This is a genomic window from Thermoanaerobacterium sp. RBIITD (assembly GCF_900205865.1).
Taxonomy (GTDB): domain Bacteria; phylum Bacillota; class Thermoanaerobacteria; order Thermoanaerobacterales; family Thermoanaerobacteraceae; genus Thermoanaerobacterium.
Window position 1 is genome coordinate 2,848,024 of record NZ_LT906662.1, and the last position, 12,778, is coordinate 2,860,801.

Annotated in this window: 14 protein-coding genes; 10 read left to right on the forward strand and 4 right to left on the reverse strand. The window is 31.5% G+C overall.

The window, feature by feature from the left end; all coding sequences use genetic code 11:
• Window positions 1-11: 11 nt before the first annotated feature.
• Together ndk and CPG45_RS13730 are read right to left on the reverse strand one after the other, a co-directional pair.
• Window positions 12-428, reverse strand: coding sequence for a nucleoside-diphosphate kinase (gene ndk, locus CPG45_RS13725; RefSeq protein WP_096232429.1), 417 nt, complete (start codon window positions 426-428; stop codon window positions 12-14).
• A 1-nt stretch (window position 429) separates the two neighbouring features.
• The gene (locus tag CPG45_RS13730; RefSeq protein ID WP_096232430.1) at window positions 430-1,839 is read right to left on the reverse strand and encodes an MFS transporter; all 1,410 of its coding nucleotides are present in this window, start codon (window positions 1,837-1,839) and stop codon (window positions 430-432) included.
• Window positions 1,840-2,073: 234 nt separating this feature from the next.
• Here CPG45_RS13730 and CPG45_RS13735 point away from each other — a divergent pair, with 234 nt between their 5' ends.
• The 5 genes from CPG45_RS13735 to CPG45_RS13750 all read left to right on the forward strand — a co-directional run bounded on the left by CPG45_RS13735 (window position 2,074) and on the right by CPG45_RS13750 (window position 5,236).
• Window positions 2,074-2,883: a lipid II flippase Amj family protein gene (locus CPG45_RS13735; protein WP_096232431.1), complete on the forward strand. Its 810-nt coding sequence runs from the start codon at window positions 2,074-2,076 to the stop codon at window positions 2,881-2,883.
• A gap of 124 nt (window positions 2,884-3,007) precedes the next feature.
• Entirely contained in the window at window positions 3,008-3,466 is a 459-nt protein-coding gene (locus CPG45_RS13740) for a ribonuclease H-like YkuK family protein (RefSeq protein WP_502695823.1), read from the forward strand.
• 157 nt (window positions 3,467-3,623) lie between these two features.
• Window positions 3,624-4,811, forward strand: coding sequence for an FprA family A-type flavoprotein (locus CPG45_RS13745; protein ID WP_096232433.1), 1,188 nt, complete (start codon window positions 3,624-3,626; stop codon window positions 4,809-4,811).
• 88 nt (window positions 4,812-4,899) lie between these two features.
• Window positions 4,900-5,025: an FAD/NAD(P)-binding oxidoreductase gene (locus tag CPG45_RS17035; RefSeq protein ID WP_172856581.1), complete on the forward strand. Its 126-nt coding sequence runs from the start codon at window positions 4,900-4,902 to the stop codon at window positions 5,023-5,025.
• Window positions 4,997-5,236 (forward strand): hypothetical protein, encoded by a 240-nt coding sequence (locus CPG45_RS13750; RefSeq protein ID WP_096232434.1) that lies wholly within the window; start codon window positions 4,997-4,999, stop codon window positions 5,234-5,236. The genes CPG45_RS17035 and CPG45_RS13750 overlap by 29 nt, the downstream gene beginning before the upstream one ends.
• Before the next feature lie 28 nt (window positions 5,237-5,264).
• Here the strand turns inward: CPG45_RS13750 and CPG45_RS13755 are convergent, their stop codons facing one another.
• Window positions 5,265-6,128, reverse strand: coding sequence for a phosphatase PAP2 family protein (locus tag CPG45_RS13755; protein ID WP_096233628.1), 864 nt, complete (start codon window positions 6,126-6,128; stop codon window positions 5,265-5,267).
• Window positions 6,129-6,255: 127 nt separating this feature from the next.
• On the opposite strand from CPG45_RS13755, the gene CPG45_RS13760 reads away from it, so the two are divergent.
• The 3 genes from CPG45_RS13760 to CPG45_RS13770 all read left to right on the forward strand — a co-directional run bounded on the left by CPG45_RS13760 (window position 6,256) and on the right by CPG45_RS13770 (window position 7,925).
• Complete coding sequence (locus tag CPG45_RS13760) at window positions 6,256-6,981, forward strand: YIP1 family protein (RefSeq protein ID WP_096232435.1); 726 nt, start codon at window positions 6,256-6,258, stop codon at window positions 6,979-6,981.
• A gap of 125 nt (window positions 6,982-7,106) precedes the next feature.
• Window positions 7,107-7,577, forward strand: coding sequence for a hypothetical protein (locus tag CPG45_RS13765; RefSeq protein WP_096232436.1), 471 nt, complete (start codon window positions 7,107-7,109; stop codon window positions 7,575-7,577).
• Window positions 7,578-7,655: 78 nt separating this feature from the next.
• Window positions 7,656-7,925 carry a CDP-alcohol phosphatidyltransferase family protein gene (locus tag CPG45_RS13770; protein WP_350354075.1) on the forward strand — a complete coding sequence of 90 codons (270 nt, stop codon included), beginning with the start codon at window positions 7,656-7,658 and terminating at the stop codon, window positions 7,923-7,925.
• A 57-nt stretch (window positions 7,926-7,982) separates the two neighbouring features.
• On the opposite strand, the gene CPG45_RS13775 is transcribed toward CPG45_RS13770, so the two are convergent.
• The gene (locus tag CPG45_RS13775; protein WP_096230283.1) at window positions 7,983-9,701 is read right to left on the reverse strand and encodes an IS1634 family transposase; all 1,719 of its coding nucleotides are present in this window, start codon (window positions 9,699-9,701) and stop codon (window positions 7,983-7,985) included.
• Window positions 9,702-10,104: 403 nt separating this feature from the next.
• Here CPG45_RS13775 and CPG45_RS13780 point away from each other — a divergent pair, with 403 nt between their 5' ends.
• Entirely contained in the window at window positions 10,105-10,617 is a 513-nt protein-coding gene (locus CPG45_RS13780; protein ID WP_096232437.1) for a CDP-alcohol phosphatidyltransferase family protein, read from the forward strand.
• 123 nt (window positions 10,618-10,740) lie between these two features.
• Window positions 10,741-12,732, forward strand: coding sequence for a methyl-accepting chemotaxis protein (locus CPG45_RS13785; protein WP_096232438.1), 1,992 nt, complete (start codon window positions 10,741-10,743; stop codon window positions 12,730-12,732).
• Window positions 12,733-12,778 lie beyond the last annotated feature (46 nt).

Here is a 12,778-nt window from a genome sequence, read left to right on the forward strand (position 1 = left end):
ATGGCCTTGTCCTAAAATTTATTCATAAATTCTGGAAACCAAAGGAGAATTTCTCTCTTAGCATGCTCAATGCTATCTGAACCATGAATGATATTAAATGTCGTACTTGTACAATAATCGCCTCTAATTGTCCCTGGTAGTGCTTCTTCTAATTTTGTTGGACCATTTAGTAGCCTTACGATTTTTACAGCATTTTCCCCTTCGAGAACCATAGCAAAAACAGGGCCTGATGTCATATAGCGAATAAGTGCATCATAGAAGGGCTTCCCTTTATGTTCTTCATAGTGCTTTTCAAGGAGCTCTAAAGATGGTGTAAATATCTTTGCAGCAACAAGCCTAAGTCCTTTGTTTTCGTACCTTCTTAAGATTTCACCGATTAACCCACGCTTGACACCATCAGGTTTTACCATTGCAAAGGTTTTTTCCATATTACTTTTCATCCCTTTCAATAATATTCTTTATATTAATATTATTCCTAACAAGCGATGTTAATGCAGAAATAATAGAAAATATTGAAGCTACAATATATGCATCTCTTAAACCGAACATAAAAGCATTTGTTTTGCTAATGCTTAAAGTTTCGTAAAAAATCTTCCTATTTGTAAATATAGCACTACCCGCTGCTATACCGAGTACCATGCCGGCATTCCTCATTGTTGCTAAAAATGCAGATGCAATGCCGAGCCTGTTTTTTGAAACGCTTCCCATTACAGAGCTATTATTCGGTGCCTGAAATAAACCATTTCCTATTCCAAAAAGGCCAAGTCTCCACATGATAGAAAACATTGATGAATGAAGATTTAGTGTTGACATGGAAAAAAGTGCTACCGCTGAAATAAGTGCACCAATCGTTGATAAGATCTGTGCACCATATTTGTCAGAAAGTATACCACTTAATGGCGCACTTACAAACATAATTAAAGGGAATGATGTCATTATAATGCCTGCCATATCGGTAGAGAAGCCCATTTGCTGTAATAAAAACGGTGTTAAAAATGTCATAGTAAATTGTGCCATAAAATTTATCAATGTGCTTATATTTCCAAATGTAAAAGTCCTAATTTTAAACAAGCTTAGATCCAGCATTGGAAATTCGAGTTTATTTTCGATTATAATAAATATAATAAAGAATGTTACAAAGATTGCAATCGAAATTATGCTGGCGCTTGACGTCCATCCCCATGTGCCACCTTTTGAAATGAAAAGAAGTAGACCAGCAAGAAAAAGAAAAGCTGATAAAGCTCCCGCAGGGTCAAACTTCTCTGGAACACCTTTATTATCAGGCACGACAGCCTGAGCCCATATAAATCCTATGATACCTATAGGGATATTTATGTAGAATATAGACCTCCATCCAAGATATGTAAGTAAAAATCCTCCCAGTGTCGGACCTATGGCAAGTCCAATTGATACTGGCATTGCATTGAAACCTAAAGCTTTTCCTCTTTCAGTTGCAGGAAATGTAGCTGTTATAATTGCCGGTGCCATTGACATAAGCATACCGGCACCAATAGCTTGAAAGGCTCTTACGATGATTAGCATGTAAATATTGTTTGACATGCTTAATATTGCAGATGTAGCTGAAAATGTTATTAATCCATATTGATAAAGCTTCTTATATCCAATCATATCACCGAGCCTTCCAAATGTAAGCATTAGGCTTGAAAGCATTAAAAGGTATGTCATAGCTACCCAGCTTATTGTTGTGATATCTGTGTTAAAAATTTTTGCTAATTGAGGCATGGCTATATTTGTTACACTTCCATCAATTGGTCCCATTACCGTTCCTATAAGAACAGCTGATAATATGCTCCATTTATTAGTACGAAATTTTTCCATTAAGATGACTTTCCTTTCTTAATATTATGTATTAAACTTTTGCATTAATAACAGGATATGTAATATGATCGTGATAACATTTATCATCTACAATATAAAAATTATAACATATTTAAGCAAAATTACATAAATAAAAGGATATATTTCTATATGTGGGTATGGGTGCATATTGCTTTTTTTCTTATATTTCACTATAATTTAATTTGTAAATTTTACTGAATAGGATGTGTACGAATGGTAGATGCAAAAAGACTATTAATTGTTTGCTTTTTCACGATGATAATAAACTTGATCGATACCCTTTCATATTCTATAAGGCCATCTGGTGTAAGGACAAAAAAGCTTGCTGTATCATTATCTTTGTTCAACATAATGGCTGTTATATCAAGGCTTTCTAACATGATACAAGGACCATTTCTTGGAAGCTTAGTAGATATTTCGATAAAAGAAAAATTGGTACCATTACTAGGACTTAATATGAGATATGTATTGCTTTCGGCAACACTTGGTGCAGTGATTGGCGCACCACTTATGCCAACATTTGTGTCGATATTTTCAGCGGCAATAAATGGAATGGAAACGGCAGGTTCTGTTCCTAAACTTATATTGAATTCTTTCAAATGGAAAAATATAAAAACCATAAAAGATAAGATAGTGCTTCCAAGGTTAAGGATGTTAAAAGGCATTAGAGATACGAAAATACCAAAAAGCTTTTTGATTTATAATGTTATAATAACTTCTATATATACAACAGGCATTATTTCATCTTTATATGCAGGTGCTTTATTACCGGAGTTCCGCACAACAGCAAGTTTGTTATCAGGTATAATAAATGGTTTTGCAACAATACTTTTAACTGTTATTGTTGATCCTGTTGCAGCACTTATAACTGACCAAGCTCTTGCCGGCAAAAAAACACAACAGGATGTGAATACGATGGTTATACTACTTGTATTTGGTAAAATAATTGGTACTATTTTATCACAAATTGTATTTGTTCCAGCATCACATCTGATATTATTTGTTACTAGATTGATTGTTTAACAAAAAAATAAAAAGATTTTAACACAAAGTTAACGAAATTGGTGTATAATAAATACAAATAAGCCCCTATGTTAATTCAAAGGAGATGGATATTTTGAATTTCGTGAATCCAACTAAAGGTCGAATGGATTTAAACAGAATGTTCGATGATATTATGGATTTTGTTGAAGATGATAAGAACTCTAACTACAAATTGATGATAGGGACAGATTCACAACCGGGCAAAATTATTTGTTTTGTTACAGCGGTTATAATTTATCGTGAAGGAAAGGGTGCTAGGTACTATTATAGAAAGTTTCAGCACAAAAAGATTCCATCTCTAAGGCAAAGAATTTTCATGGAAGCGAATTATAGCATAGAGCTTGCAAATCAGCTTTCTAAAAAACTTGAAAAAATGGGCAGAAATGACTTCAACATAGAAATTCATCTTGATGTCGGTGAAAATGGTAAGACAAAAGAGATTATCAAAGAAGTAGTTGGTATGGTTACAGGCTGCGGTTTTGATGCACAAGTTAAGCCTGATTCATATGGTGCAAGTAAGGTTGCAGACAAGTATACAAAATCCATGACAAGCATAATGTAATATTGTAAAAAAACCTCTTTATGTGAGGTTTTTTTATTTTAATTTATTTCGTTAAAAAATTATTAAAAACCCCTTGCAATATTATTGAGTAGTGATATAATAGATGATAGAAAATCAATATTAAAGGAAAATAATTATTAATAGTGAGGTGCTATGTATGGATAAAGTAATTAAAGTTAAAAATAATATTTATTGGATAGGTGTATTGGATCCCGATCTTGAGTATTTTGATATTGTGTGGAGAACACCATGGGGGACTTCATATAATTCTTATCTCATTAAAGGCGACGAAAAAATAGCTTTAGTTGAAACAGTAAAAGAACCATTTTACGATGAGTATATTGAAAAAATAAGGAGTCTTGTCGATCCAAAGGAGATTGATTATATCATCCTTGACCATACAGAACCCGATCATTCTGGTGTACTTCCAAAGCTTTTAAATGAAGCGACAAATGCTGAAGTGATAGGAAGCAGGACTGCTATTACATTTTTAAAAGGTCAAGTTAACCATGATTTTAATTCAAGAGTTGTTAAAGATGGAGATACATTAGACTTAGGTGGAAGGACTTTAAAATTTATTATGGCGCCATTCTTGCATTGGCCAGACACGATGTTTACTTATTTGGTAGAAGATAAAGTGCTTTTTACATGTGATGCATTTGGATGCCATTATACACCAAAACATCTGTTTAATGACCTTGAGGATGATTTTTCTGATGCATATAAACTGTATTTTGACTCAATAGTAAGCCCATTTAAACCAAGAGTTTTAGAAGCTATAGAGAAAGTTAAAAATTTACCGATTGATGTCATTGCTGTAGGCCATGGACCTGTTTTAAGAAAGGATATAGGTAAATATATCGAAAAGTACAAAGAATGGAGTTCAAATATACCAGGTGAAAGAAAAAAAATATTGATTTATTACGTATCAGCATATGGTAATACGAGAAAGATGGCAGAAGAGATAGGTAGAGGCATCAAAGATTCTGGTGTTATAGATGTTGAGATATACAATGCAAAAGCGGTTAACCTTGACGAAGCAAAGGATAAGATTGAAAAAGCAGATGGCATCTTATTTGGTTCACCAACAATAACAGGCGATGCCGTTGAACCGATCTGGGATGTTATTGACAGGGTCAATCCTATAAAGAATAAGAACAAGGCCGCTGCAGTTTTTGGCTCATATGGTTGGAGTGGCGAAGCGATACCTTTAATGGAGGAAAGGCTAAAGGGCTTGAAACTTAATATTGTAGAGCCGGGACTTAAGGTTAATTTTATACCAGATGATGATGATTTAGAAAGATGCAGAGATTTTGGTAGAATATTTGCATCATCACTTGTATAGTGTAAAGAGTGTTATATGTATTTTTGCATATAACACCAGATGTCACTTTTTACATAAATCAAGAGTGTGGTGAAAGGAATTGATAAAGGTGAATTACGTCATAATAGGCAATGGCATTGCCGCGCTTTCTGCTGCGGAAAACATAAGAAAGGACGATGAAGATTCAAAAATTACAATAATATCAAATGAACCATACTATACATACTATATTTAGAGTTAAGCTGTCCAATGCAACGCCATATGGATATAGAGATAGTAATGCATACTACAAATTATTTATGAAGGATAGTAGGTTAATAGGTGCAATCCTTATCGGTGACATATCTAAATCAACAAAAATAAAAAGGACTATTGAGATCGGTGAGGACTTAAGTAGAGTTTTAGATTATGCGGTAAATGTCAAAGATATAATGGAAAAATTGTAATATTTGAAGGAAATTAACCCTACAAGTATTATACTGTTTTTTGGTTTAATTTAAGTTTATTAAATACTAGCGGTGCGCCGATTGATAACCATAATCCACTTATTCCATATCTTATTGCATTAAATATATCTGTGTATGGAAGAATAAATTTTAGCCCGCTTTGTAACACTAAAAATATTATAGCTCCAATAATTATTTTATAAATTTGTTTGTTTACTTTGTTATTAACTGTAAAAGCATAGTATTTTTCATCAATGAAATAGCCCATTAGAACTCCTGAGAGTAATCCCATGTATTCAAAATTATCCTTATATGGGAATATGATTATTAAAAGTGCTGGTAAAGCAATAGATAATATCATTTTGTAAATAAATGGTATATCTACTTTACTTTCAATTAATATATTATCAACTAGTTCACCTACAATGATTATTAGAACAGCAATCAATATTCCGCCGAATATGTCAACGGGCCAGTGAACACCGAGGTAAAGCCTTGATAAAGATACTAATACTATGATGGCGATACCTAAAATATTAAGCCATTTTTTCTTGTAGTGAATCATTAAAGTCCCCCAAAGTGTCGTAGACCCTTGAGCATGTCCGCTTGGAAAGGAATAGCCTCCTGCTGATTGGGTAAAGATTGATCTTATTCCGGGATATCCAATAGGCCTTTGTACCATTGTTACTTCTTTTACAATTGTGTTTACATAAATTGATGATATAAGGATGACACTGAGTTTTAAACCAAATCTTTTGTCAATACACCAGTAAAATGCCGGGAGAACTAAAAAATAAAATCCGGAACTGCCAAGCATTGTTATTGCAATAAATATGTAGTCCATTATTGGATTTGATAAAAGCTGTATATCTTTTATTATTGCTGCTTGCATAAAATCACCCCAATATATATATTCTACATACATAAAAATTATCCTTCAACAAAAATTTATAAAATTGAAAGGAAAAATGACATTTTAGTCGAATATAAATTAATAGAAAAGTTTAAGGAGGTATAGTATGAATTTTTTTGACAGATTGTATGGTATATTATTTCAACCTGTTGAGACTTTAAGGGAGATTGTTAGAAAGAAGCCTTTCTGGCAGGCCGTAATTGTAATTATTATAACTGGTTTACTACCGACTCTCACACGTGATTATTCGGCATATAATCACTTATTAACAAATGAGCCGAATTTTCCCAGCTTTGGAAAAATTATTCCTGCTTTTTATTCTATGGCCATAGCTTTTGCAATAATTATAAACCCTATGACAGCTTTTATAAAAACAGCAATATATCACCTTATTGCAGAATTTATGGATTCAAAGATGTTTACAAAGGATACACCCGAAATGTCTTTAAAGGAGATTGCTGAAGGTGATGAGGAAGAACATGAGACAAAAGAGGTAGAAGGAGACATTATAGGGACAGGTAAGGGGCTATATGCTGGACTTTCCTTTGCAACACTTCCTATGATATTTCTAACCTTGTCAAATTTGTTAGTTAGATTTACTGGATGGAATATCAACTGGTTATTTGTTTTGATATTTTTTATATGGTCTATTGTTCTTCAAATTATTGCGATTAAAGAGAACTATAAGATGAATGGAGGCAACGCGACACTTACTTTCTTCCTTCCGATTATTGTTGTGATAATAGTATTTATAATAATGATGATATTTATTGGGGCATCAATTGCATCAATATTTTCATCGATAGCAAAAGATATACCATTAAAATATTAAGGAAGCATTCTGCTTCCTAATTTAGCTTTATATATAACGCCACCGATTTGTCGAAAATTATTTTCTATTAGTAAGAAGGATTTTTTAAATTTATAAAGAATAATAAATATATAGGTGGTGTTAATGTGAAAGCAAAAAAGATATTATTAAGAAATATGGATGAAAAAGACAGAAGGATTTTTTCATTATGGCTTAGAGATGTTGATGTAGTTAAATTTTTGATCAATATGTTCAAGTCATCTCGCGGAAGTGGAAATGTATTGAATATACCATTTGGAAAGAACAGAAAAGTATTTATATTACAAACAAATGGAGGAAATAACATAGGATTTTGTGGACTCTACAATATTGATTGGCAGCTTAAAAAATGCAGTATGTTTATTTACCTTGACAATGATAAAAACATCAACGATGATATAATGCATGATATAATAAACTCAATAGTTAAGAGAATATCTTTAACAAAAAGATTAAAGATTATTGAAGTTCATACAAAAGAAAACAGGTTTGTAAAATACATTAATAATATAAATGATGTTAAAAAATGTGATAATGAGTTTGTATTTGAAATAGGATTAGGTGATAAAATTAGTTAAAGGCCATTAAAGGCCTTTATTTACTTTTTCTTTAATAAATAATATAATACATATGATAATACTTTAAGAGGTGTAGGCATGAACATACCGAACGTTTTAACTCTTTTGAGATTTATATTGATACCGATATTTGTATACAGTTATTTTTATATTACAGATGGAAATATATTTGCAGCTATTATATTTATTGTTTCCGGTATAACAGATGTTCTCGATGGCTATATTGCGCGTCACTACAATCAGATTACAAAGATGGGAATTTTGATGGATCCACTTGCAGATAAATTGATGATTATTACAGTGCTTGTCCTGACTTTTGCAGTAAAAAAGGACAAAAAATGCCCATAACCTCTTTAAAATAAAGGGTTTTGGGCTTTTTGCTTTTGTCAAAGATTCATGGTGAGATCAGAACTTTTTTGTCTGTGCTAAAGATTTTTTTATTTCCCCAAGACTCATAATTTTTTTTCTAAAATCAATGTTTAACTCTTTTCCAATATCTTCAAGAGCATTATTACAAAAATCAAATAAATAATAATTCTCTTTGATATGACTGCAGCATGCCTTACCAAGACTTTCAAGTATTTCTGTTACCGAATATTTGCCTTTCAATCTATATTCTAATATCCTTACAATTACAAGTGCTATAAAGCATATCAAAAAGTGAGCATCAATATGCTCTTTTAGCGACAAATAGACAGGTCTACTTTCAAAATCACTTTTCGTTACTTTGAAGGATTCTTCTATCTTCCAAAGCCCACGATACATGTCAATTATTTTTTCAGGCGTCTCTTTGTATTCACTGGTCACTATAGCATAATAGCCATCAAATTTTTCTTCTTCACGTAATTTTTCTTCGTCAAAAGCCAAATGCTGACGCACACTCTCGGATATTTCCCCTGTATCAGCATCAAAAACAAGATTCTTTACATATTTAGCTGCACCATATGATATAGATTTATTGTACTTCCCAGGATTTTTAATCATATCCATTGCTTTAGCTATTGAAGCTGCATGATCTATCTTGGCTTTAGCTGCATATTCAGGACTATAGAAAATAACTTGTTTCTCATCTACTACCTTTTTTATTTTTTTGCCATTCGTTGCAGTTACTTGAATTTCCCTAGGGTAAAGTCTTGATTTGATTTTAAAGCCATTACCCTTATTAATATATCCGCTTTCATCAAGAACATAATCCTGAAAATCTTTGTCTGCACTACGAATAGAATAACTTAATACATAGCCGTTCTTAGCTGATAGAATATACCAGATATTATCACCAGTAGTTAATCCTCTATCTGCTACAATAATTATTCTACCTAAAGAATATTCTCGTTGGATCCTGCTTAAAGCTGGAATCAAAGTAGTTTTATCAGGCACATTACCAGGAAAAAGCTTATATGTAATGGGGATACCATTGGTATCCATAAATAATCCCATCTGTACAATCGGATCCGGTCTGTGTTCTTTAGAAACTCCTTTTTTACGCAATTCATCCTGCTCATCAATTTCAAAATAATAGTTAGTAACATCATAGTAAACCAAATCTGTATTACGATCATACAAAGATTTAATGTGCTCATGAATCCAAAGTTGTAAAGCTTCACTATGCTTGTTGAAAAAAGTAAGACATCTATAAACATCATCCAAAGAAAAATCAAATTTCTCAAAGAATATATCTTTATTCTCATAAGTCTTTTTCTTTGAAGCAGGATACAATAAGCGTGAGAATACAAGAAGTTTCATGATAGCATTAGCATCATATTCTTCTTTTGAGTGACGTTGTCTGTTTTTTAGAAATTTATCTATTTCAAGCTCATGATAAATTTTACTAAAAGCTGCATAGCCAAAGTTTTTACGATTAACAGAGTTAGAAGGTATCAACTCATTTTTAGCAATAGTAAACGTAAGATGAGCATTTTCAGATAATCTTTGTTCCTCTAACTTTTTCGCTTCGTGAGTAAAAAATTCAATAGGATTCTCATACTTTTTTTCCAATTCATCAAGGTAACCAAGAGATTCAATGGTTACAGATCTTGTGGTTTTGGTATTTTTATCCCAATAATTATGAACAATAGATAAGTATGTACGGCCAGTTTTTTTATTTGTAGCTTTTCTAAGATACATAGTAGCATCGCTCCCCCTTTAATACTAATTATAACACAATAATCCAGAAAAATCCATATAAAAATGACAAAATTTTAAAATAAATTTACCCGAAATCATTAGTAAAATTAATGGTTTCGGGTTACGTTATATAAGAATTTGCTGCAAAACTAGGGATATAATAAACTCAATAGTTAAGAGAATATCTTTAACAAAAAGATTAAAGATTATTGAAGTTCATACAAAAGAAAACAGGTTTGTAAAATACATTAATAATATAAATGATGTTAAAAAATGTGATAATGAGTTTGTATTTGAAATAGGATTAGGTGATAAAATTAGTTAAAGGCCATTAAAGGCCTTTATTTACTTTTTCTTTAATAAATAATATAATACATATGATAATACTTTAAGAGGTGTAGGCATGAACATACCGAACGTTTTAACTCTTTTGAGATTTATATTGATACCGATATTTGTATACAGTTATTTTTATATTACAGATGGAAATATATTTGCAGCTATTATATTTATTGTTTCCGGTATAACAGATGTTCTCGATGGCTATATTGCGCGTCACTACAATCAGATTACAAAGATGGGAATTTTGATGGATCCACTTGCAGATAAATTGATGATTATTACAGTGCTTGTTAGCCTTTGGCTAAAGGGCATTATACCGTTTTTTATAATTTTGATTGTATTGATAAAGGAATTTTCAATGATTATTGGTGCATTTATACTCTATCGAAAAAAGGATATTGCAATACCTGCAAATAAATATGGGAAGGCTACAACACTTCTTTTCTACATAGCTATAATTTTCTCCATATTTGGATGGCCATATGGGCTGACTTTGATGATTGTTGCTTTACTGCTTGCACTTATTGCATTTGCAATATATTCTATTGAATTTAAATTCTATAATAGACAATAATATATCTTTTATTATAGTTTTTCTAGTCATGGATAGTAATTATATAACTATGCCTTTAAAGTTTTCAGAAAACCTGCCGATACATGATAATATACAATTATCTATTATCGGGGGGATCTTTAATTGAAAAATAGGAACATATTTATAGGAATCAGATTAAAAATAAGTATTATGATATTAGCTATTGTTATTATTTCTTTATCGTTAAGTGGTATTTTAACATATGTTTTTACTACAAACGAAGTGTCAAATTTGACTAAAGGCAATATGCAAAATACTATAACATCTATAAACAACCAATTGACATTGTACCTTAATAGTATATCAAATAATTTAACATATTTTACCAAAAGTGATTCAAATTTAATGATAAGTGGAGGAATAGATTCAGACAGGATAAATGGTATATTGATAAAATTAAAAGATATGACACCAGATGCAAAGACCATATATTTCGCTACAGCTGATAAGAATATTTATACATTTCCTACTACACCAAGTTCAAATTTCGATCCTACACAGGAGGATTGGTATAAAGGTGCAATAAAAGCGAAAGGGAATGTATTTTGGTCTGAGCTTCATAAGGACATTGATGGCTATTACATTATTACCGTTTCACAAGCTGTTTTAAACCCCATCACAAATGAAGTAATAGGTGTAGCTGGTATTGACCTTAATCTTTATGGATTTATTAACATGGTAAAAAATGTAAGGCTTGGCCAAAGTGGTTATCCTTTCTTGGTTGACAAGAATGGCATTATTTTTGCACATAATAGTAAAGATAAAATTGGATTTGATATACATAAAAGAGATTATTCCAAAGATGTATTCAAAAATCGAACAGGATATATTATGACAAATTATAACAATGCAGATAGAATAATTTTATATCAAACAAATGCCTTAACAGGGTGGAAAGTAATGGGTACAATTCCGGTTCAAGATTTTATGTCAGGTGTTAATAAAATTAAAAGAACTTTTGCTTTTATAATCGTATTATTCTGTATCATATCTATTTTAATTGCGTATATATACGCAAATAGCTTTACACATCCGGTTAAAAAGCTGTTAAATGCCATGACGCAGTTAAGAGAAGGTAATTTAACAACATATGTTGATGCGAAAAGGAAAGATGAATTTGGAATACTAGAAAGGGAATACAATCATACTATTGACCGCTTAAAAGAACTAGTTTCGACAATAAAAGAATCGGGTGATAATGTAAATGTATCTGCTAAAACCCTAGCTGAAATATCGAGAGAAACAACAAAAACTATAGAAGATGTGGCATCTGCGATTGAGGATATATCTAAGAGGGCAACGCAGGAATCTAATGAGATAAGTGAAGGGTATAATAAAGTGGTATCATTTGGTAATGTGTTAGATAACATAATAAGCAGTATGACGAAAATGAAAGAATACTCGAATAAGGCAGATAAAATTAAATCGAATGGTGTATCAAAGCTTAATGAATTGGAGCAGAGCACAAATGATAATTTGAAAGCTGCTTCAGATGTATTCAAAAGCATTAATATCGTAAAAGAAAATTCGACGGAAATAGGCAAGATAACAGAGACAATCGAAGATATATCAAAAAGAACAAATTTACTTTCATTAAATGCTGCTATAGAAGCTGCAAGGGCCGGTGAAGCTGGTAAGGGATTTGCCGTTGTTGCTGAGGAAGTAAAAAATCTCGCACAAAAATCTGCAGAATCTGCCGGAAAGATTAGAGAAATAATAGATAATATTGTTTCAGCTATTAATAAAACATATGAATCAATCAATATAGAGAATAAAGTTGTTGAAATACAGAAAGATGCTGTTTACGGTACTCAAAATTCTTTTATAGAATTTGAGAAGTTTATAAATGATATAACAGAAATGATTGATGATGTCTCTAAGGACATAGAGATTATGAAAACAGATAAAAATATGATAATGAAGTCGATGGAGAATTTATCATCGTTATCTATGGAATCTGCTGCCTCATCTGAAGAAGTCAGTGCATCTGCAGAGGAACAGCTTTCAACAGTTGAAGAACTTTCAAATTCGGCAGAAAAGTTGAAAGATGTTGCAGAAAAAATGGATAATGCTATTAAGGCATTCAAGATATAATTTTGAAATTTATTATTTTTATGGTATATTTTTAAAGGGGGGTATA